Origin of the sequence: Radiobacillus kanasensis, assembly GCF_021049245.1 — a bacterium.
GTDB classification, from domain to species: domain Bacteria; phylum Bacillota; class Bacilli; order Bacillales; family Amphibacillaceae; genus Radiobacillus; species Radiobacillus kanasensis.
In genome coordinates this window covers 756,287-776,535 of record NZ_CP088020.1, presented here as the reverse complement: position 1 = coordinate 776,535, position 20,249 = coordinate 756,287, and the positions used below count along the sequence as shown (strand labels likewise).

Genomic DNA, 20,249 nt, shown 5'->3' with positions numbered 1-20,249 from the left:
TCAGTTACCTAAGGAATCGTTGCTTAATCATAGTTGGGATTCGTTCCTATATCTAATTCGAGTATATTCTAGTCGGATTCTTTCTTTATAATACTTACAATTAGTGTAACCGCTTAGTAAACATCCTGTCAATAAAAGTATATTAAGAAAGCCAAGGAAATATACCTAATCGACTTGAAGAGGCAGCTCGGTTCCCCCTGTTTTCACATTCACATATCGTGCCGCTACAAATAGGAAATCCGATAAACGATTTAAATAAGAAATCGCCAGTCTATGCTTCTCTTCTTCTCCAATCGCCACCGCGGCGCGTTCTGCTCTTCGAACGACGGTTCTTGCTGTGTGCAGGGTTGTCGATGCGAGTGTTCCGGATGGCAAAATAAAGTTTTTCAACTCTGGCAAGGAAGCATCCCAAGCATCGATTTGTTGTTCGAGCTCGTCAATGTGAGCTTGTGTTAGCTTCCAGGCAACTTCTTTATCTGTTGGGGTCGCAAGTTCTGACCCAACGTGGAACAAAATCGTCTGTACTCGTTGGAGTGCTTTGATAAACTTACACTTCCCGTCAAATTCTTCCGCTTGCATGTGACTGATCGCTACTCCAATTAAGGAATTCGCTTCATCACAAGTACCATACGCTTCAACTCGAATATCATTTTTCGCAACCCGCGTCCCGTAAACAAGCGAAGTTGTTCCTTTATCTCCAGATCGTGTATAAATCCTCATTCTTAATACCCCTTATCTAGATCAATTTTATTTTCGTACGTGTCTTTTCCATGTAAGTAGACGTCTAAGTTTGTTTTAAATATGTCAATCGCTCTCGGTAAATAGTGCACCGATTGACCCGAAAGGTGTGGGGTAATGGTGACGTTCTTATGATCCCAAAGCGAATGCTCTTTCGGTAATGGCTCTGGATCGGTTACGTCTAGGATGGCATGGGCCATTTCTTCGTTGTTCAACGCCTCAAGCAATACTTCACTTTTCACGACATCGCCTCGCCCCATATTTAAAAAGACAGCAGAATCCTTCATCACTTGGAAGTGCTCTTTCTTATAGAAGGAATGCGTCTCTTCTGTACTCGGTAAAATGGAAACGACAAAATCCGCTTCTGGCAATGCTTTTTCTATCTGACTAGAAGGATACACCACATCAAAATATTCCTTCGCTTGTCCACTCCTGGAAACGCCAATCGTCTTCATTCGAAATGCTTTGGCTAAACGAGCAAGCTCTTGTCCAATCGCACCAGATCCAACAATAGTCATTGTACTTCCACTAATTTCAGTCATCGGAACTCGGCGATCCCACACGTGATTATTTTGATTTTCTAAGAGGGTTTTCGCTTGGCGTGAAACTTGTAAAAGCATCGAAATGGCATACTCGGCCATCGGGATTTGGTGGATGCCTCGTGAATTGGTTACGAGAATGTTCCGTTCTTTAATCCGTTGGAATGGCATTTCATCCATCCCTGCAGACAACACCATAATCCATTTTAATGCTTTTGCTTGATCGATCAGGTCTTCATTTAAATCTTCGCCGTATGTTAATAAAATTTCTGCATGGTCCAAATGTGGGAGTGCTTCCTCCATGGACTTTTTAAAGGAAAATTCTAGTGAAGGATATGTATGTACAAGCTCATCCTTTAGGTACTCCGGTAATTTCGCTGTCGATAATACGTTCATGTCATGTTCTCCTCCCAGATTGTCTCTTTCCTTTATCATACCCGTTTTCAAGAAAGGAAAAAAGCACAAGGAACTGGTCCTTGTGCTCGCGTAAAAGGGAGGTTTTAGGTCTTACTTTACAATATGCTCCCCTGCTACTCTTGTATAGAAGCTTTGCCTACCTTACTTCAAATTTGTTGGATTTAGGCCTTTTAACTCGTCGATGACGAACAAGCCGTCTTTGCGGATTAACACATCATCAAAGTAAATTTCTCCCCCACCGTACTCTGGACGTTGGATTAGTACCATATCCCAGTGCACAGAGGATTCATTTCCGTTCGGCGCCTCATCATACGCTTCCCCTGGTGTGAAGTGAAGACTTCCCGTAATTTTTTCATCAAACAAGATATCTCCCATTGGCTCGGTGATCAACGGGTTTAATCCTAGAGCGAACTCTCCAATGTAGCGAGCTCCTTCATCAGTATCAAGGATTTTGTTCAATTCCTCCGTATTGTCCGCTGTCGCTTTGACGATTTTTCCGTTTTCAAACGTTAGCGATACATCATGAAACGTAAAACCTTGGTACGGACAAGGCGTGTTATATGTAATCGTTCCATTGACACTGTCCTTCACTGGTGCTGTGTACACTTCTCCATCGGGAATGTTTCTTTCCCCTGCACACATGACAGCCGGAATCCCTTTGATTGAGAAGGATAAATCGGTATCCTTTGCGGTTATTCGAACTTTATCGGTTTTGTCCATGAGTTCTTTCAACGGACGTTGCGCTTCTTCCATCTTCTTATAATCCACCGAGCAAACATCGATTAAGTAATCAAAATATGTGTCATAGCCCATGCGTGCTTTTTGTGCAGCAGCTTTAGTTGGGTAGTTTAATAACACCCATTTTTTCTGATCAATTAAATAGTCGTGCGATTCCTTCAGGTGACTTCTCCCCATTTGCCACTGGGCTGCAGGTACTTCACTCATTTCGGCATCGTTCTCTTCTCCGATGATTTGAATGAATGCGTCTAAATCCTTGTATTGTTCTAACGCCCACTTATTACGAAGTTGAAACTTCTCCGCAGGTGCTTGCTTCACTTCTAATACACGAAGCTCATCGTCAGCCAATTCCACAAATGGAATAGCTTTCGCTTCATACACGGCGTTAATGACTTCTTTCATAAGAGGTTTCGCATTCGTCGTACCGACAATCTGTACCTTTTCTCCTTCTTGAACAGAAATGGAATGGTTAACTAGTACCTTCGCTAATGTCGCTAAACGTGGATCCTTCATTTTCAAATTCCTCCCTTTCATTCTATCTATACTTGGATTCGGGGAGGATATCCTGATTTCCTTTTTTCGGTGAGAATTTCAGTCTGGAGGCGGAAAGATGCTACTTCTCATGAAGGAAAGAAAAAGACTGGGCAATCAAGCTTGTCCAGTCTCCCAATAGGGTTTCACTTACCCGGCCGAATCTTTTTTCTCTAACATCAATTGATTTAAAACAAAGTGGAGTCGTTCTTTATCTTCTGCAGAGAGCTCCAGGAATTTCACTCCATACCTGATCGATTCCACTTCTTTTCCTTTATGCTCTTCCTTTCTAAGAATCTCCCCTTTTAATGAAAAATAATTTTGTTTGATTGTAAATCGTATCTCTACAATAATATCCCGATTAACCGGCAAATTGTATGCGCATACAAATTTCAACCCACCTAGACTTATATTGTCTAGGCTGGCATCGAAGTTTTTATACTTCAAGCTCGATAATTGCCCGTTATCAAAGTCTAAAAAGTGGACCTCACAGACTTTATCCCATAATTCAATCCGAAAATTTTCTCGTTCATTCAACTTGTTTAAGGGTGGATAATCCATTTCTTGGTTTTCCTTCTTAGGAAGAGAGTTCTCAGATGAATATTTGGAAAGTTTTTGTTGGCTTTTAAGAAGCAGTATAAAAAGGAACAGGATCACAGCTGATTGAATTAATATAAAAACTGCGATTAACTGATAAATCTCATACCACTTCTTTCGCTCGCTTCGGTTTGCCTAATACAAATCCTTGTCCAAGTGGAATCCCAAGTGTTATCGCGGTGTCAACCTCTGATGTCGTTTCTAGCCCTTCTAATACAAGTTGAATGTTTAACTCTTTACAGTAGGTAATGAAATAAGAAACCATTTTCTGTTTCTCTAACGATGATTGAATATTCTTCGAAAAATATTGATCTAATTTAATGTAATCAGGTTTTAATTCTATGATAGAGGGTAAATTAGAATATCCCTTACCTACATCATCAACAGCAAATTTAAAACCTAATTCTTTTATATCCGCTATCTTATCACTTAGTTTTTCAAGATTTTCAACATATTCGGTTTCTGAAATCTCAAAAATTACAAGTTGACTATCTAAGCCGTTTTCCTTCATAATTTCATCTAGAAAAGTTTGAAAATTTGAATGTAAAATGGTTGATGGGAAAACATTTAGAAACAAATATTCTTCTTTTCGCGCAAACCCTACCTCCACGTAGGTTTGAATGGCTTTGTGAATGGACCCTGAATCCACTTCATAAAGCCTTTTTTCATCTCTTGCATTCAAGAAAATAGCCTCTGGACTCTCAAACTCATCTGCTCTGATTAGAGCCTCATGTCCGATTCTTTTACCAGACTCTAGGCAGAAGATAGGTTGAAAGTGATGGTAATAAGTCTTTTCTGTTAGTAGCTTCCTTAGTGGCAAATTTCTCCCTCCCTTACTGTTTCCATAAAAAAAAGGTCTGTCCGTCGAATCGGAACACACCTAAAAAATAAAGGTCTGCTAGTTCGGCGGCTAGGCTACCATAGCATCGACTGCCTTAGGTCCTAAGCTTTGCGTCCTTATCTTTCAATAAGTTTGCCTTTATCGTTCACGCCTTATCTCGCTATCATTATACCAAATTCATACAATTTGTCGACATATTTTTACATTTTATTTGACTATTGGACATAATTCTCCCTAGACGTCAACTCCATTTTCTAACCTTGAACAGAATTCCCATAAAACCAAAAGGAGGTATTTGCTATCCTTTAACCACCACTCATCAAGGTTTCAAAAAGTTTAATCAAACGTTTAATTAAGAGACCTACTGCTGGAATAATTCAACGATTCCCGCTCTCCGTATCCGAAAAATCATAAAAATAGCATACCAAAACCCAAAGGTCATGGTATGCTACCCGCCACATTTCTTATAGATTCTCTTTAATAAACTCCAGCGCATCCTTCACATGACCATCGACTTTTACTTTACGGTATTCTTTTTGAAGAACACCTTCTTTGTCGATGATGAACGTGGAGCGTTCGATGCCCATGTATTCTTTTCCGAAGTTCTTTTTCAGCTTCCAAACGCCATAGTCTTCGGCAACCTTATGGTCTTCATCGACTAACAGTTGGAATGGAAGATCGTGTTTTTCTTGAAACTTTTGGTGGCTTGCTTCGGAATCTGGGCTTACACCTAAGATTACCGCATCTAATTCTTTAAAACTTTCATGGTTATCACGGAAATCACAAGCCTCTGTTGTACATCCCGGAGTATCATCCTTTGGATAAAAATATAAGACAACGTGCTTTCCTTTTAAGTCTGAAAGCTTTACTGTTTCTCCTTCGTTCGATGTTAGTTGAAAATCTGGTGCTTGTTTACCTACTTCTACAGTCATGATTTACTTCCCTCCATCATCTTGTCCTTACGTTAAGAGTAACGAATTGCACACGAACATTCAACTTAACTGTCTTCCTTCCTAGTTGAGTGGTGCTGATACACTCTCAGAAAAAAAGCAGCAGGCAATATGTAGCCAATCAGTGCTTCCAACAGAGCAAGGACCCGTCCGAAACCAATCGGTGTAATATCCCCATACCCTACTGTAAGTAAGGTAACCCCACTAAAATAAAGAGAATGAGCCAGCGACTCGAGCACACCGATTTCTCTTAAACTACCTCCCTCCACCAAAATGACGCCATTAAATGACAACGCGAAGTACATAATCGCGAAACTCACTAGGACAGATAGGTAAACCACTGCAAGTGTATAAAAAATCTCCATCGAAAAGTATCCCTTTGGATGAAAATGCAAAAAAGTATACAGACTGATTGTCATGAACAAAATCGTTGCGATGATGATGAATGTTGTTACGATCACGTTTCGACCACCCTCTCACTATTTGCCGATAGCTTGTTTCTTTTTCCTCTCTATTAGGTTACGATAAACAAAAAAAGGTGATGACAAATGAGCAGGATTTATTTAGTAGAAGATGATCCTAAAATCGCCGAATTGTTGCGGGAGTATCTTGAAAGATACGATTATGAACTACAAATAGCACAGGACTTTAATGCCATCCTGGAAGAGTTCGAAGCGTTTCAGCCAGAGCTTGTCCTACTTGATATAAACCTCCCTCGCTTTGATGGATTTTACTGGTGTCGGAAAATCCGAACCGTTTCTAAATGTCCCATTATATTTATCTCCGCTCGAGACAGTGGGATGGATCAAGTGATGGCAATTGAAAACGGCGGCGATGATTACATCACCAAGCCATTTGAATTCGAAGTCGTTTTGGCGAAGGTAAAAAGTCTTATGCGGCGCGTGTACGGGGAATATGCTGTTGAGCAAAACACCAATTACATAGAACGATTAGGACTTATCTTACATATCGATGCGATGGAAATGGAATACAATGACATGTGTATTCCTCTTTCTAAAAAGGAATTTCTTTTGCTGAAAGAATTTATGCAAAACGAAAACCAGGTTCTCCATCGCAATCATTTGCTTGAAATTTTATGGGATGACCAAAACTTTGTGGATGACAACACATTAAGTGTCAACGTAACACGGTTACGGAAAAAGCTTGAGGAGCTCTCTCGCGTCGATGCGATTCAAACGGTAAGAGGAGCTGGCTATAAATTTGTGGCTGACTGGAGCTCGGAATCATGAAGGCTTATCTGAAAGATCAAGTTCCGTTTATTCTTTTTTTCTATTCCCAGCTGATTCTCGTTATTTTCGTCGCACAGCTGTATTCCTTGAATGTTAATCAACCGATGAATGCGGGCACGTTGCTCTATTTGATTATTCTGCCTACTTGTTTTTTAATCGTATATTTAGTTATCCGTTACCGGAAGTTTCGTGTGTACTATATAGAGGAAATGAAGGGCTCCGACGAGCATGCTTGGCTACCTGAGCCCCCAAATGAGCTACTGCGTCGTTTAAAGAATCACTATGAAAAGCAATACGAATCCTACCAAACGGAATTAGAAAAACATGACGTCCGGAAAAATCGAGAGCTTACCTTTATTCAACAATGGGTGCATCAAATGAAAACACCGATTTCCGTGATGAACTTGACCTTACAAAAGGATCGTGCTTCCCTTCCAGCTTCGACTTCTGAAAGCATGGCAGAAGAATTGGACAAGCTGGAGCGTGGATTAGAGCTCGTCCTTTATCAATCACGCTTACAGCAATTTGACCGAGACTTCCATGTAGAGAAGTTTTCGTTACGACAGCTTGTTATGGAACATATTCAGGATTTTAAATCGAGCTTTATCCGCAACCATACCTATCCGGATGTGCAAATCAAGGAAGATTATGTTGTTTATACCGATCGAAAATGGATCAGCTTTGTGCTCAATCAGATAACCGCCAATGCGATTAAATACGCTACGCAAACCGATACGAAAGTACGCTATGAAGCAAAGATGGACGGGTCAGAACTGTATTTGACGATTACCGATGAAGGTGTTGGGATTCCGAAACAGGATCTGCCACGCGTGTTTGATCCCTTTTTCACCGGGCAAAATGGACGGACATTTAGGGAATCAACTGGGATGGGATTATTTCTAGCAAAGGAAGTATGTGAATCGTTGGGTCACACGATTCAGGTTACCTCTGAAACGGGTGAAGGAACACGTGTGATGCTGACGTTTCGAAATCTTACAACAATGTAAGGTTTCTTTTCTCGTTTGAAAGGTTTTTCGATAGGACTTGGCAAGCTTGCTTAATATACTGTAAGTAGAACGCTCAGGAGGCAATACAATGGCTATTTTATCGACAAGTAATTTAGTAAAAATATATGGAAGCAAAAATGGGATCCAGCATAAGGCGATTGATCATTTTTCCTTAAACTTGGAACAAGGCGAATTCGTTGGGATTATGGGTCCATCTGGGAGTGGGAAAACGACGCTCCTCAACCTGTTATCAACAATTGATAAGCCTTCCTCTGGTCAAATCCAGATTAATGGCCAGGACGTTGGAGGCTTGAAAAGAAACAAGCTAGCGAAATTCCGCCGTAAGGAAATGGGCTTCGTTTTTCAAGACTTTAATTTATTGGACACTCTAACAATCGGAGAAAATATCATGCTTCCGCTCACCCTGAACGGAGACAGTGTCCGGGATATGGAGAACCGCCTCGTCCAAGTCGTAAAACGTCTCAACATCGACACAATCATTCATAAACGGATTTATGAAGTGTCTGGTGGACAGCTGCAACGCGCAGCAATTGCCCGGGCGATTATTCATGATCCTGCCATCATTTTTGCAGATGAACCGACAGGAAATCTGGATTCAAAAGCGTCGCTACAGGTGATGGACACGTTTCAAAGTCTGCATCGCGACCAACAAACGACCACCTTAATGGTCACCCACGATCCGTTTGCGGCAAGCTTCTGTCAGCGTGTGGTGTTTATTAAGGATGGAAAGCTTTATAACGAAATTTATCGTGGTGATAATCGACAAAGTTTTTTCCAGGATATCTTAAATGTTCAGTCCCTATTAGGGGGTGACCAGCATGACTTTTCGTCAATTCGTTTTTAATAATGTCAAACGGAATGCCAGTCAATACATTAGCTATTTTCTAAGCTGTATGTTTTCAGTTACCGTTTTTTTCATGTATGCGACATTGGCGTTTCATCCGGAAATACAAGTTGAAAATGGATCAATCGCACAAGGGGTTCTTTTTACAGAAGTGCTCATTTATGGCTTTTCGTTTTTATTTGTCCTCTACTCGACAGGAAGCTTTATGAAATCACGAAAAAAAGAATATGGCTTATTGACGACGCTTGGAATTACGAAGGGCCAGCTCAATCGCATGCTCATTGCGGAAAATACGATGATCGGAATTGGCTCGATTGCAAGTGGAATTGCCTTAGGAGCTTTACTGTCTAAAATATTCATCATGATATTTTCCGAAGTCATTGCGGTTCATGAGCCGTTTGAGTTTTACTTCTCGTGGAAGGCAGCAGGAATCACCGTTCTCTGCTATTTTATTATGTTTGAATTAAATTCTTTTTTGGTGGTGTGGACCATTCGCACCAACTCTATCCTTCATCTTTTTAAAGGAGCGATGGCCCCGAAAAAACAGCCCACCTTCTCTTGGTTGTTAACATTGGCTGCTCTAGGGTTAATTGGTTATGCGTACTACCTTGCTTTTACCGCAAACTTAGTCAGTATGTTTAGTCGAATGGGGCTCATCCTTCTCCTTATCGTTCCAGGGACTTATTTTCTATACACACAGGCTGGCGTTGCCTTTACCCACCTTTTGAAACGGAATCGGAGCATTTATTTTCGGGATACAAATATGCTTACCATCTCTCAGCTCGTTTACAAATTAAAAGACAATGCCCGGTTGCTATTTCTTGTAACCATTCTTAGTGCCGTTGCGTTTACGTCTTCTGGTGTGATGTACGGACTTTTGCAAGGAGCCAAAGATGAAGCCGAAAACTTTGTTCCACAGGATTTCTCTATCGCCGTTTTAGGAAAAGAAAACTTTCCTTACCATCAGACAGCTCTTACAACGTTCGACCAAAAAATGAAGGAAGCTTCGATTTCTTACAGCGCCACTTCGATGACCACTATTCAAGTTAAGCTTGATGTAACTGGTGGAGGGAGAGCTTTTTATAGTGATCAGCAAGCTCAACTGATTTCTTTTTCGGACTACCAAGCTTTTTTGAAGCAACGAGGAATTCAGGCAAAACTACCAAAGGAAAAAGTGTTCCTATCCAATCCTTCTGTCGTGTCCGAATTTGTGCCTACTCCTGAATCTATTGATGTATCTTTGAACGGAAAAACGGAAACCTTTGAAGTCGCTTTTCCGAAGCAGCCAACCATTAATGCTAGCCGATTCGCGTACACAAAAGTGATTGTTTCAGATGAGACGTATCAGGCTTTCTTGGAACAAGCAACGGAACAGGATTACCTTTATTACACAGGGATGGAGATTCCAAATTGGATAGGTCATGTGGATTATTTAAACACTGTCATGGATGACCTGCGTCAGTCCGAAGTAGAGGTAGATGCGCAAACGGAATTTTATCAAACGATGAAACAAAGCATGTCCTATTCCTTTTTCTTCGGAATTTTTATTAGTGTGTTGTTCTTTTTAGCATCTGGATCCATTCTATACTTCCGACTGTTCCAGGATATTGAAAAAGATTCCGCACATTACAAATCCTTGTACCAAATTGGGCTTACCAAGTCCGAAATGAAAAAAATCACAACCCAACAACTCGTGTTGCTCTTCTTTACGCCGTTTATCGTTGCGGTCATTCATGCGAGCTTTGCCTTTAAAGCGTTGCAAAACATGGTGAGCTCTTCTGTATTCTTTCCTATTTTTTGGATCATCATCGGGTATCTTACCGTCCATACGTTGTATTTTATTTTCATCCGCAAACTATATATTTCAAAATTGGAGAAAGTATTTTTGTAGCCTAGATTATTTGCCTAGGCTACTTTTTTGTTATAATGAGGGCTAGATTTAAGGAGGTAGAAATATGAATTTCACAGAATCTGAACGATTACATACAGAAGCACAAAAGCATATCGTTGGTGGGGTGAATTCCCCTTCCCGTGCTTATAAAGGCGTAGGTGGTGGGTCACCTGTTTATATGGAAAAAGGGGAAGGAGCTTATTTCTGGGATGTCGACGGCAACAAGTATATTGACTACTTAGCGGCCTATGGTCCAATCATTACAGGACATGCTCATCCGCATATAACGGAGGCCATCACGAAAGCAGCGCAAAATGGCGTCCTTTACGGAACTCCAACTAAGTTAGAAAATAAGTTTGCACAAATGCTAAAAGAAGCGATTCCTTCGATGGACAAGGTTCGCTTCGTGAACTCTGGAACAGAAGCTGTCATGACGACGATTCGTGTGGCGAGAGCTTATACGGGGCGCAACAAAATCATTAAATTTGCTGGCTGCTATCACGGCCACTCTGACCTTGTCTTGGTACAAGCAGGTTCCGGACCATCTACTCTAGGTACGCCGGATTCCGCTGGTGTTCCGACTTCCATTGCTGAAGACGTGATTACCGTCCCGTTCAATGATATTGAAGCATATAAAGAAGCGTTGAAGCATTGGGGCGACCAAGTTGCGGCCGTTTTAGTAGAACCGATCGTTGGAAACTTCGGAATTGTAGAACCATTGCCTGGTTTCCTGCAACAGGTTAATGATTTGACGCATGATGCTGGTGCGCTCGTTATTTATGATGAAGTGATTACGGCGTTCCGCTTCACCTATGGCAGTGCACAGAAAATTGTTGGCGTGGAGCCAGATATGACAGCCCTCGGAAAAATTATCGGTGGCGGGCTTCCAATCGGAGCTTATGGTGGTAAAAAAGAAATCATGGAGCAGGTTGCGCCATTAGGTCCTGCTTATCAAGCGGGTACGATGGCTGGTAACCCGGCATCCATGTCTGCGGGAATTGCTTGTCTGGAGGTCCTCCAACAAGAAGGACTTTATGAAAGGTTAGATCAGCTCGGAGCGAAGCTAGAGAAAGGTATTTTAGAGCATGCTCGCACACACGGCATACAAATCACGGTGAACCGTTTAGTCGGGGCGTTAACCGTCTACTTCACAGATGAAAAAGTCATCAACTATGCACAAGCAGAAGCTACAGATGGGGAGCAATTTGGCAAGTTCTTCAAGCTCTTGCTTAACCAAGGTATTAACCTCGCTCCGTCGAAATATGAAGCTTGGTTCCTAACCATTGCGCATACGGAGGAAGATATTGTCGAAACGTTGCAAGCAGTAGGACATGCATTTAAACACATGAAAAGTGAATAGATATGCATAATCAACCCCGAAAAAGCGTGTAATAGTAACGTATATAAATTTATTATGACTTTTTATGCAAAATTCTGAATATTAATTGATTAATTTTTCATGCTGTGGTAAGATAATCCTGAAACAATCATGCTTTTGTTGTCAAATTCAAATGACTTCCCTTTCAAAGCATGAACCTGGGCCTTTGCACTTGATGCAAAGGTTCTTTTTTTGTTGGATGTTCAAATCTTATCGGTTAATATTAGTGATGATCCAATTTACCGCTTCCTGAAAATCATTTGCAATATAGTCTGGAGAAACCTCTGCCCATTTCCCGAAGTATTCGTGGTTTTGATAATTGTTAAACGCTTTTTCGCCAGCACCTGTCTTTACTAAAATTTTGATACACCCTGCATCGTGAGCAGCAAGCATATCGGTCCATCTATCCCCGATGACCACACATTCTTTTAAGTTTAAATTATTTTCCTTTGCCGCCTGCAGCAACATACCTGTTGACGGTTTTCGACATTGGCAACCTTGATTATGCTGGTGGGGGCAAAGATATACTTTATCAAACCCAAAACCCAATAGTTCCTGTTCGTACTCTTCTTTTTTTGCATCTCCTGTTGAAATACCTGGCTGATTCGTAAAAGAAATAGTAAGATATCCTGATTTTTTTAATTTGCCCATAGCGTCCTCTACAAAAGGAAACAGTTGAAATTCTCCTGGATAAATAACTTTATCTGTTCCCCCGATTGTTCCATCTCTATCAATAAAAATAGCTTGTGGCAAAATTATCCCCCGTTTCATAACCTTGATTCTCCCACACTCTGCTTTGTTAACCTTACTGCTCTTGTTCAGCAACAGCGTCCGTTTGTGGAAGATATCGATTTATCATTACTGTTGAATTCATGCATCCTCACCTTAGATTAACACTATAGTGTCTCATTGATTTTGGTATTCCTTTTAGCTCAAGTACCCCACTATATATTAAATGCCGAATCCTATACTCTAAAAAGAATGGATTAATCAATCCGTTCATCACTGAAAGGATTTCTTCAATCACCCTTCCCGTCATGATAAAGTCCTTTTTTCCCTGCTCAAGATGTAGCGTTTCAATGGTATTTATGATTAGTGAATCATAGTAATCTTCTTTGACGCCTTTTATTTCATCCTTCATCCATAGACGCAGCATTTCTTTCGTTTGCGCCAAGGAATTCCATTCGCTGTGAAACTGTATTCGTTCCTGTTCAAATATAGGTGGATTCTTTCTGTTTTTTTCAAATAGGAGTCTTAAATCTTTTGGTTCGATGTGACCTGTATGGAATATCTGTTGGCCTGTACTTTTAGGTCTTATGTATCTGTCATAGAGTTCAGTAGAATTCATAAGAAAAACATCATTTGTTTTGGCACGTATTAAAAAGAGAAGAAACCGAAGAGCGGTTTGTTCATCGACGTTATTGCCATACCAGATGTAGATAGGAACCTGTTGAGGAATATCTTCTATCTCCCGCAATGTATTGGTAAATTTATTTTCATACTCATAATCATCCTGTTCATAATTGATATGTTCATATAACCATTCATTTCGAAACGTTTGTCCTACTTTTTCATTTAATTTCCACAATGGTCCAATCGACAAGGAGTCTGGAAAGCCAATCACAATATTGGATTTTTTAAGTCCTACTTTTAAAGAACCTGCCGCAGACTCTGAGGAAACGATATGTACAGCACTAGCTTTATAAGCTACCTCGTCTGAGCTGGCAGAAATAGAGAGTAAATGACGGTATTTTATAATATATTTATTAATTTTTTCGACAATTATATTTAAATCATCTTGTTTAATTAAATAGCCTCTACCTTCAAGTGGCTTACTCTCTTCATGAGTAAACGTCTCAAATTCCTCTTCATGTTTTAATTCAAACGTCTGCCATTCCCCATTTTCTTTCAAATCTGAAATAGTTAGATAATCTTGTGTTTTCACTTTATAAACGAAAACTACATTGGGTTCCATAAAAAAATAGATAAATGGATAATTGATTTTAGATTTTATTACGAACAGCTCCTTTTTACTGAATTTTACCATATATACTTGCTAACAAATGGACATAAAAAAGCACCATTACTATTCTGGGATGGCGCCTAATCAATGAATATTGGTCTTTTGAAAAGAAATATTCCAATCCTCACTTAGAAAATGGATAAACAAGGCAGAATATGGTTCCACCTGGTTTATCCATTTAAAACTTATGACAAGGCATACTAATAACGCTTTTGTTTCTTTCTTGAAGAATCTGCCTTTCTTCCCGTTTCCCTTACGGTCGTTCCTTGCCCTTCCGTTTGTGATGAACCTAAACCAACTTTTGATGGATTAGCTTTTCTTTCTTTCACTATAATCACCTTCGATTATAGTGTTCCTTTAAATAAGTTAGTTATGTTGTTTTACTGATAGGGTTTTAAAACCGTTCGGTATTATTGTAAAAACGTCATTCAGTAATATAGCCTGTTCAAAATCACTTAAGCGGAAACAGTTCAATTCTTTCATCCACTGAAAACATATCTTTGATTTTCAACTGTTCATTTTGAACCTCTTCCCGAAGCGAAGCTATTATTTAACATCTAACATATTTTCGTTTGAAACCTACCCTCCCTCTATCTATTTCTTTTTGAATACTTTCGAAAGCATTTAGGAAGCTACTTTTTTTCTTGTCCCGTTTGATTTCTACTATACCTACTTCCTTTGCGGTCTCGACGGCCTTTTCATGTAGTGGCAAATAGGAAATCCCCACGGTGTATAGAAAATTATTCATTGCAGATTTCGTTCGTTCTGGCGCATCATGAATCGTATTTTTCACAATATCAAGCATGTTGGAAATCTTGCTTTCGGAAAATTCATGATCAGGGCGATTGCCTAAAAGCCAGCAGTAGCAACTCCAGCCAGCTGACATTCTCAGCTCTTTACCGCTTGCGATCCATTTATCGGCCACTTCTTGAGCAATATCTGCTTCCGCTAAAGTCACGGCTACCACATAATCGGAAAGCATATAAAAATATGCCGAATCCACCCAACGATCAAAATCCGACTCGGACATTGTTTTTGGATCTGCAATAATGCCTGCAAAATACATTGCGTCGTAGTTCCCTGTGGCATAAAGCTCTTCCGCTAAAGATTGATTTATTTTTATTTTCTTGGCCATTGGCTTCATAGCACCTGTAGCCACACCAAAAAGCGGCTCGTTCGCACCATTGGATATGTATATTTTTTTCGTTCGTTCCTTACCGAGGGCTTCAAGCTCCTGCATAACTGTTTCTACATTCATCGTTTAACGCTCCCTTATTTTATTTTCCCTTACTATTCTGCCCATCAAATTCATCCCCATTATCCTATAATAAGCTACCATTGTCATCAAACTTCCGTTTAAGCACTGTGTTCAGAAAAAAACAATGCTTAAACGGTTTTCTATTCGTCGATATTCAGCCTAAAACTCTGTTATAATGGCGTTGGTCACCCTTGGAATATTTTTCTTAAGGCTGCCATACACTAAAAAGCTATGATTTGTGTTTAATAAAGGATGATAGATATGAAACTTGGAGCTAGAATGCTCAAAACCGGACTGGCTGTGGCGATTTCTTTATATGTAGCCCGGCTGATTGGTTTCCCTTCGCCTGTCTTTGCCGGAATTACGGCAGTCTTTGCGATACAGCCATCGATATATCGTTCCTTCCAAACGATTGTCGAGCAAATACAAGCGAATGTAATTGGGGCATTTATCGCGATGATAATTGTGTTCACGCTCGGAAATGATCCGTTTGTCATCGGGTTTACAGTCGTACTTGTTATCGGAATTTGTATGGCATTGAAAATGACAGAAAGTACAGTAGCCTTGGCAATTGTTGCTGTTATTGCAATTACCGAAACAACCGAGCTTGCCTTTACCGAATTTGCTACAATGCGTTTTTCTTCGTTAATGCTCGGTATCCTTTCCGCCTTTATCGTAAACCTTGTCTTTATTCCACCTAAATATGAAACGAAGCTGTTCCTACGGATTGACCAAACGACAGCAGATATCTTACAGTGGCTACGTATTACGACAAGGAACTTATCCGATGAACCCGCGTTAAAGGGTGAACTGGATCGCATTGAAGAAGAAATCAGATCAATGGATCAAACGTATCTTTTATTTAAAGAAGAACGTTCCTATACGAGGAAAAGTAAGTATTCAAAAGCTCGCAAACTTATTGTATTCCGCCAACTAATTGCTGCGACGAAGGAAGCCTTCGACGTTTTAGAGGCTTTCCATAAACTCAATGAGAAAATAGAAAGAATTCCAGAATCATTTCAACGCGCACTCGTACAAGAGTTAGATAAAGTAATCCACTCTCATGAAAAATTGATTTTAAGCTCGATGGGACGAATCAAAAAACAGCACAAGGAAACACTCCAGGATATTACCGAGCCTGACGTACCCGTGCTCGTTGAGGAATTAATCCAGCTGTATCAAAAAGAAGAAGAAAACCGCTTGATGCTTCTTCCTCTTGCAACACAGCTGATGGAATACAATAATGAATTAAAGCATTTGAAATCCATTTTGAAGAGTTATCAGCAATACCATGCTGATGAGCATTTAGAGGTTATGAGGAAGGATCTGTAAAAGAGAGTACAAACATTAAAAATGACATACAAATGGAGCATTGAATTGCGAAGCAATTTGATGCTCTTTATTTATGAAAGGGTTCGCGAAAGTAGAACCCTTCACAATCTAACATTGATTTTCGCGCCTAACTATCTTTCAAATTATCAAAGTCTTGCTTCAACAAAGAATACATATATAAATCATCAAATTTACCACTTGTAAACTCATAATTCCTTAATAATCCTTCTCTGATAAAACCCAACCTTTCTACTAACTTTTGTGATGATAGATTAGGTGGTTCTATTAATGCTTCTATCCTGTTAATATTCATATGTTCATATCCGTAACTTATTATAGCTTCCACTGCCTCAACAGCTATCCCTTTTCCCCACTGCTCTTTACTCAATTCAAAACCGATTTCAGTACGGAAATGATGAGAGACACTGTTATGAAAACCGCAACTGCCAATAACAATCCCTTGCTCTTTTAAAGTAATTCCCCATCTAATGCCCGTTTTGTTGTTTTGTATGGATTGATACCATGAAATCTCATCCAAGGCATCGTTTATGGATTGAAAAGGTTCTAATCCATAGTACTTCATTACTTCTTCATCAGACAGGTAATACAAAACGCTGTTCGCATCCTCTTTTGTAACTTTCCTTAATATTAATCGTTTAGTCTCAAGTACAGGAAATGTATCAGTATCTATGGTCATAGGAACCTCTCCTCTTTTTAGTATCCAGCCTTTTTAATTAAATAAGCCGATCTCTTATGAAACAATCGCACCCTTCGTTGAAGAAGAAATATCTTTTTAGTGATAGAATTTTTAAATCATAATAACTTTGCAACCACTTATAAAGTAGTTTGTTATGGGTTCGGAACTAATTCCATTATTTTCTGTTCAAACACCTAATTATAGCATTATTTAGATATCCATTCATATTGAATATCAGGTAAATTCTCTTCATTTTCATGCCCTCTTCCAATGATTTCAAATCCATTTTTCTCATAAAATCTTCGGGCGTTCTCATTTATTTCAAAAGTGTACAATGTTAATCTTCCACTTGATTGCCCTTTTACTACATCTAGTAATGTTTGGCCTATACCGATTCCTTGATAATTTATATGTATATAGAGTTGGTTTATTTCTTTTTCATTATAGGCAATCATCCCAACAACACTTTCACCAATTAACGCTAACTCTATTTGAAACTGTTCAGGTAATATATGATTTATAAAATAAACGTGGTCTTCAAAACTGTGAATTTCTTTCTTACCAATCGCCTGTTCCTTACTATTTCGCCACATGCCCACTGTTTCTTCAGCGTACTTTGGGTTATACTGAATAATTTTAATTTCGGGTTTGTTCACTAACGAGACCTCCTCAATTCGTTTACTGATTTGATCCAGGTATTGTGATTATTGCATAACTAATGAACACTACCCGTAACGAGTCTTAGTATCTATAAGACTTTAAGCTTCTTTCACTGACCCGCCCGTTACTTCAATAAGTTATAGGAGCTACCAAATCGAGCACTCCACTTTAGCACCGTTAATTTAAGTGAATTAAATCCAAATTAAACATTATAGTATTCTACTAAAGGTTTTTGGATAATCAACAACTAAACCATTTGAATCGACACAAATGGTTGTCTCATAATCATAACAACGGTATTTGAAATATCTTAATTCACCTTCCTTACGAATGTAATGATAAGATTGGGGTACCTTTTTCGTTTCTAAAGATGGAACTGATATATAGACCATATGAAAGTGTTCTATTTGATTAATACTCCAATCAATTCTATTAATAGGTAAAGAGTTGGAAAAAGGAGTAGCTGAAATATCTATGTCAATCGCACCGTTAAGACTGTCAATTAATTCTCCATCACTATTAAACCAGCTTCCCTCTCCATCAGTATGTAATTCTAAACTATAAATATTATCAACATTAATACTAAACTTCTTAGTAAGCCAATGTTCATCTAATTCAACGTTATAATTCAAATTATATGCATTAGTCCTTCCTTCACCTACATAAATTACTGTACTTTGAACAAAGAGGGTTTCGGTAGTTCTTCCTAATTTAAGGTACTCGCAACCATATAGTTCTTTGTTATTCCATACTACTTTTACATCCATAAACACTCCCCCAATAATCTTAATATAACAAGCGAATTTTTTAGTAAACTACTCGATAGTGAAGCGAGGTTGTATTCGCCTTATTAAAGTAAAGCACCCTATAGTTCGTAATATAAGGTTAGCCAGAATTTACTGGTTGACCTTTTTTATTATGGTCTTATTATAACGGTAGTCGGGGTAGAACGTCGCACCCGTGGGAATCAATCCCGTCAACTAAACTGTTCACCCCCTACTTGTATAAACATGTTTCAGGCTGGTTGGGACAAAGATCCCGTTTAACAAGCGAACCTATGACATTACAAGAAGCCTTAGGGGATACCGACAATAGTTATATTACAGAGGAGGAGATTTGATTATGAATCCAGTCATTGGTCTGGATGTTTCAAAAGGGGAAAGTCAGGTTCAAGCATTTTTAGATAAAGGCAAACCATATCGTAAGAGCTTTAGTATCAAACACGATACTGAAGGTTTAGGTAGTTTATTAGAGTTCCTTCAAGAAGTAGAGAGTTCAACTGACGGTCATCAACCTTCGGTTGTTTTAGAATCCACTGGACACTACCATTATCCTGTAATTCAATTCCTTGAGGAGCAAAATTATGTTTATATTGTTGTAAATCCTCTTATCTCACATAGAGCCAAGAGTTCAAGTTTGCGGAAGGTAAAAACAGATGCAGTTGATGCTTATCACCTTTGCGAGCTTTTTTATAAGGAAGAGTTAGAGCCTTATAAAAAACGAGGGATACAACTCTTAAACCTTCGTAATCTAACTAGACAACAAGAAAGTATTGCTGAAGTATCAGCACAGATTAAAATACAGTTGCACACACTTCTGGATCAAGTATTTCCTGAATATAGAGGAGTTTTTGGTAGCTTATATTCAAAAGTCTCACTGCTTACCTTATTGGCATTTCCTACTTCGGAAGCAGTGTTAAGTGCGAGTGAAAAAGAGATAACAAAGAAAATAGCTTCGCTATGTATGAGTCGTTCCGATGAATGGGCAAATGAAAAGGCTAAAAGACTAATCGAAGCAGCACTTCGCAATCCTTTTCAAAATAATCTCTACCAGAGTAATATTTTTAATCTGGACTTATTAGTTAAGCTCGTTCTTCAATACCAAGAGCATCTATCAAAGATTGCAGTTGAAATAGATGCCCTAGCTAAGGAAATTGAAGAATATCATATACTTCAGTCTATTCCAGGAATCGGAGAGAAAATCGCCGCCACGATTATTTCCGAAATTGGTGAGATAGATCGGTTTGATAATGCCAAAAAGCTTGTTGCATTCTCTGGAGTGGATCCAAGTGTTTTCTCTTCTGGTAAGTTTACAGCATCGGTAAATCGAATCACTAAACGTGGGTCGAGTAGGCTACGTCATGCCTTGTACATGGCTGTTCAAAGTGGTATTCGTGATGCACGTAAAAAGAAAACAACAGATGAGATTATAGCACGCAATAAAAGACTAAGAGAGTTTTATGATAAAAAACGTGAAGAAGGAAAACCTTTTAGGGTAGCAGTTATTGCATGCGTTAATAAGCTCTTACATTGGATTTATGCCTTACTAAAAAGCAAGACTATTTTCCAAGATATAGCTTAAAAGCTATATCTAACTAAATACAACAAAGCCTTCCAATTAACGTAAAGTGGAAGGTTATTTGGCATGAACATTTTTAGTATATCATGGCTAATTAATATTTTTTATTGAAAAATATTGACAAACTATTAGCTGGTTTAGTTTAAGTGCTTTTTCACAAACTATTAGCCGGCTTAGTT

At 39.1% G+C, this 20,249-nt stretch carries 21 protein-coding genes and 1 riboswitch; of the genes, 7 read left to right on the top strand and 14 right to left on the bottom strand.

What is annotated here, in order from left to right:
* Positions 1 to 165 precede the first annotated feature (165 nt).
* The 7 genes from KO561_RS04115 to KO561_RS04085 all read right to left on the bottom strand — a co-directional run bounded on the left by KO561_RS04115 (position 166) and on the right by KO561_RS04085 (position 5,812).
* Positions 166 to 720 carry a cob(I)yrinic acid a,c-diamide adenosyltransferase gene (locus tag KO561_RS04115; protein WP_231095885.1) on the bottom strand — a complete coding sequence of 185 codons (555 nt, stop codon included), beginning with the start codon at positions 718 to 720 and terminating at the stop codon, positions 166 to 168.
* A 2-nt stretch (positions 721 to 722) separates the two neighbouring features.
* A complete protein-coding gene (locus tag KO561_RS04110; protein ID WP_231095884.1) occupies positions 723 to 1,673 on the bottom strand; it encodes a D-2-hydroxyacid dehydrogenase in 951 nt (316 codons plus the stop codon).
* A gap of 162 nt (positions 1,674 to 1,835) precedes the next feature.
* Positions 1,836 to 2,945, bottom strand: a complete 1,110-nt coding sequence (locus KO561_RS04105; protein ID WP_231095883.1) for an aminopeptidase — start codon at positions 2,943 to 2,945, stop codon at positions 1,836 to 1,838.
* Between the two features lie 168 nt (positions 2,946 to 3,113).
* Positions 3,114 to 3,524 carry a PilZ domain-containing protein gene (locus KO561_RS04100; protein WP_231095882.1) on the bottom strand — a complete coding sequence of 137 codons (411 nt, stop codon included), beginning with the start codon at positions 3,522 to 3,524 and terminating at the stop codon, positions 3,114 to 3,116.
* A gap of 139 nt (positions 3,525 to 3,663) precedes the next feature.
* Positions 3,664 to 4,380 carry an EAL domain-containing protein gene (locus KO561_RS04095; RefSeq protein WP_231095881.1) on the bottom strand — a complete coding sequence of 239 codons (717 nt, stop codon included), beginning with the start codon at positions 4,378 to 4,380 and terminating at the stop codon, positions 3,664 to 3,666.
* Between the two features lie 82 nt (positions 4,381 to 4,462).
* A riboswitch (cyclic di-GMP riboswitch) is annotated at positions 4,463 to 4,548 on the bottom strand.
* 317 nt (positions 4,549 to 4,865) lie between these two features.
* Positions 4,866 to 5,333, bottom strand: a complete 468-nt coding sequence (gene bcp / locus KO561_RS04090; RefSeq protein ID WP_231095880.1) for a thioredoxin-dependent thiol peroxidase — start codon at positions 5,331 to 5,333, stop codon at positions 4,866 to 4,868.
* Positions 5,334 to 5,398: 65 nt separating this feature from the next.
* Entirely contained in the window at positions 5,399 to 5,812 is a 414-nt protein-coding gene (locus KO561_RS04085; RefSeq protein ID WP_231095879.1) for a potassium channel family protein, read from the bottom strand.
* A gap of 87 nt (positions 5,813 to 5,899) precedes the next feature.
* On the opposite strand from KO561_RS04085, the gene KO561_RS04080 reads away from it, so the two are divergent.
* From KO561_RS04080 to KO561_RS04060, 5 genes are all read left to right on the top strand, one after another.
* On the top strand, positions 5,900 to 6,601 hold the full coding sequence (locus KO561_RS04080) for a response regulator transcription factor (protein WP_231095878.1): 702 nt from the start codon (positions 5,900 to 5,902) through the stop codon (positions 6,599 to 6,601).
* Complete coding sequence (locus KO561_RS04075) at positions 6,598 to 7,608, top strand: sensor histidine kinase (protein ID WP_231095877.1); 1,011 nt, start codon at positions 6,598 to 6,600, stop codon at positions 7,606 to 7,608. Before KO561_RS04080 ends, KO561_RS04075 begins: the two co-directional genes overlap by 4 nt.
* An 88-nt stretch (positions 7,609 to 7,696) precedes the next feature.
* Entirely contained in the window at positions 7,697 to 8,473 is a 777-nt protein-coding gene (locus KO561_RS04070; RefSeq protein ID WP_231095876.1) for an ABC transporter ATP-binding protein, read from the top strand.
* Complete coding sequence (locus tag KO561_RS04065; protein WP_231095875.1) at positions 8,448 to 10,364, top strand: FtsX-like permease family protein; 1,917 nt, start codon at positions 8,448 to 8,450, stop codon at positions 10,362 to 10,364. Before KO561_RS04070 ends, KO561_RS04065 begins: the two co-directional genes overlap by 26 nt.
* A 64-nt stretch (positions 10,365 to 10,428) precedes the next feature.
* Positions 10,429 to 11,724 (top strand): glutamate-1-semialdehyde 2,1-aminomutase, encoded by a 1,296-nt coding sequence (locus KO561_RS04060; RefSeq protein ID WP_231095874.1) that lies wholly within the window; start codon positions 10,429 to 10,431, stop codon positions 11,722 to 11,724.
* A 228-nt stretch (positions 11,725 to 11,952) separates the two neighbouring features.
* On the opposite strand, the gene KO561_RS04055 is transcribed toward KO561_RS04060, so the two are convergent.
* The 4 genes from KO561_RS04055 to KO561_RS04040 form a co-directional block, all read right to left on the bottom strand.
* Positions 11,953 to 12,513, bottom strand: coding sequence for an HAD-IIIA family hydrolase (locus KO561_RS04055; protein ID WP_231095873.1), 561 nt, complete (start codon positions 12,511 to 12,513; stop codon positions 11,953 to 11,955).
* A 109-nt stretch (positions 12,514 to 12,622) separates the two neighbouring features.
* Positions 12,623 to 13,789: a DUF1835 domain-containing protein gene (locus tag KO561_RS04050; protein ID WP_231095872.1), complete on the bottom strand. Its 1,167-nt coding sequence runs from the start codon at positions 13,787 to 13,789 to the stop codon at positions 12,623 to 12,625.
* Positions 13,790 to 13,965: 176 nt separating this feature from the next.
* On the bottom strand, positions 13,966 to 14,094 hold the full coding sequence (locus KO561_RS04045; protein WP_231095871.1) for a YuzL family protein: 129 nt from the start codon (positions 14,092 to 14,094) through the stop codon (positions 13,966 to 13,968).
* A gap of 221 nt (positions 14,095 to 14,315) precedes the next feature.
* Positions 14,316 to 15,023 carry a DNA alkylation repair protein gene (locus KO561_RS04040; protein ID WP_231095870.1) on the bottom strand — a complete coding sequence of 236 codons (708 nt, stop codon included), beginning with the start codon at positions 15,021 to 15,023 and terminating at the stop codon, positions 14,316 to 14,318.
* A gap of 261 nt (positions 15,024 to 15,284) precedes the next feature.
* Here KO561_RS04040 and KO561_RS04035 point away from each other — a divergent pair, with 261 nt between their 5' ends.
* Positions 15,285 to 16,355, top strand: coding sequence for an FUSC family protein (locus KO561_RS04035; RefSeq protein WP_231095869.1), 1,071 nt, complete (start codon positions 15,285 to 15,287; stop codon positions 16,353 to 16,355).
* Positions 16,356 to 16,482: 127 nt separating this feature from the next.
* On the opposite strand, the gene KO561_RS04030 is transcribed toward KO561_RS04035, so the two are convergent.
* From KO561_RS04030 to KO561_RS04020, 3 genes are all read right to left on the bottom strand, one after another.
* Positions 16,483 to 17,052, bottom strand: a complete 570-nt coding sequence (locus tag KO561_RS04030) for a GNAT family N-acetyltransferase (protein ID WP_231095868.1) — start codon at positions 17,050 to 17,052, stop codon at positions 16,483 to 16,485.
* Positions 17,053 to 17,258: 206 nt separating this feature from the next.
* The gene (locus tag KO561_RS04025) at positions 17,259 to 17,645 is read right to left on the bottom strand and encodes a GNAT family N-acetyltransferase (RefSeq protein ID WP_408004861.1); all 387 of its coding nucleotides are present in this window, start codon (positions 17,643 to 17,645) and stop codon (positions 17,259 to 17,261) included.
* Positions 17,646 to 17,921: 276 nt separating this feature from the next.
* On the bottom strand, positions 17,922 to 18,479 hold the full coding sequence (locus tag KO561_RS04020) for a putative glycolipid-binding domain-containing protein (protein ID WP_231095866.1): 558 nt from the start codon (positions 18,477 to 18,479) through the stop codon (positions 17,922 to 17,924).
* A gap of 355 nt (positions 18,480 to 18,834) precedes the next feature.
* Here KO561_RS04020 and KO561_RS04015 point away from each other — a divergent pair, with 355 nt between their 5' ends.
* Positions 18,835 to 20,073, top strand: coding sequence for an IS110 family RNA-guided transposase (locus KO561_RS04015; protein ID WP_231095865.1), 1,239 nt, complete (start codon positions 18,835 to 18,837; stop codon positions 20,071 to 20,073).
* The last annotated feature ends 176 nt before the right edge of the window (positions 20,074 to 20,249 follow it).

Bases quoted from the DNA above. Each gene is read 5' to 3' on its own strand.
- bcp (WP_231095880.1), bottom strand. From the start codon at position 5,333: ATGACTGTAGAAGTAGGTAAACAAGCACCAGATTTTCAACTAACATCG.
- KO561_RS04115 (WP_231095885.1), bottom strand. From the start codon at position 720: ATGAGGATTTATACACGATCTGGAGATAAAGGAACAACTTCGCTTGTT.
- KO561_RS04035 (WP_231095869.1), top strand. From the start codon at position 15,285: ATGAAACTTGGAGCTAGAATGCTCAAAACCGGACTGGCTGTGGCGATT.
- KO561_RS04080 (WP_231095878.1), top strand. From the start codon at position 5,900: ATGAGCAGGATTTATTTAGTAGAAGATGATCCTAAAATCGCCGAATTG.
- KO561_RS04065 (WP_231095875.1), top strand. From the start codon at position 8,448: ATGACTTTTCGTCAATTCGTTTTTAATAATGTCAAACGGAATGCCAGT.
- KO561_RS04020 (WP_231095866.1), bottom strand. From the start codon at position 18,479: ATGGATGTAAAAGTAGTATGGAATAACAAAGAACTATATGGTTGCGAG.
- KO561_RS04050 (WP_231095872.1), bottom strand. From the start codon at position 13,789: ATGGTAAAATTCAGTAAAAAGGAGCTGTTCGTAATAAAATCTAAAATC.
- KO561_RS04105 (WP_231095883.1), bottom strand. From the start codon at position 2,945: ATGAAGGATCCACGTTTAGCGACATTAGCGAAGGTACTAGTTAACCAT.
- KO561_RS04015 (WP_231095865.1), top strand. From the start codon at position 18,835: ATGAATCCAGTCATTGGTCTGGATGTTTCAAAAGGGGAAAGTCAGGTT.
- KO561_RS04055 (WP_231095873.1), bottom strand. From the start codon at position 12,513: ATGAAACGGGGGATAATTTTGCCACAAGCTATTTTTATTGATAGAGAT.
- KO561_RS04030 (WP_231095868.1), bottom strand. From the start codon at position 17,052: ATGACCATAGATACTGATACATTTCCTGTACTTGAGACTAAACGATTA.
- KO561_RS04070 (WP_231095876.1), top strand. From the start codon at position 7,697: ATGGCTATTTTATCGACAAGTAATTTAGTAAAAATATATGGAAGCAAA.
- KO561_RS04075 (WP_231095877.1), top strand. From the start codon at position 6,598: ATGAAGGCTTATCTGAAAGATCAAGTTCCGTTTATTCTTTTTTTCTAT.
- KO561_RS04110 (WP_231095884.1), bottom strand. From the start codon at position 1,673: ATGAACGTATTATCGACAGCGAAATTACCGGAGTACCTAAAGGATGAG.
- KO561_RS04040 (WP_231095870.1), bottom strand. From the start codon at position 15,023: ATGAATGTAGAAACAGTTATGCAGGAGCTTGAAGCCCTCGGTAAGGAA.
- KO561_RS04025 (WP_408004861.1), bottom strand. From the start codon at position 17,645: ATGTGGCGAAATAGTAAGGAACAGGCGATTGGTAAGAAAGAAATTCAC.
- KO561_RS04100 (WP_231095882.1), bottom strand. From the start codon at position 3,524: ATGGATTATCCACCCTTAAACAAGTTGAATGAACGAGAAAATTTTCGG.
- KO561_RS04060 (WP_231095874.1), top strand. From the start codon at position 10,429: ATGAATTTCACAGAATCTGAACGATTACATACAGAAGCACAAAAGCAT.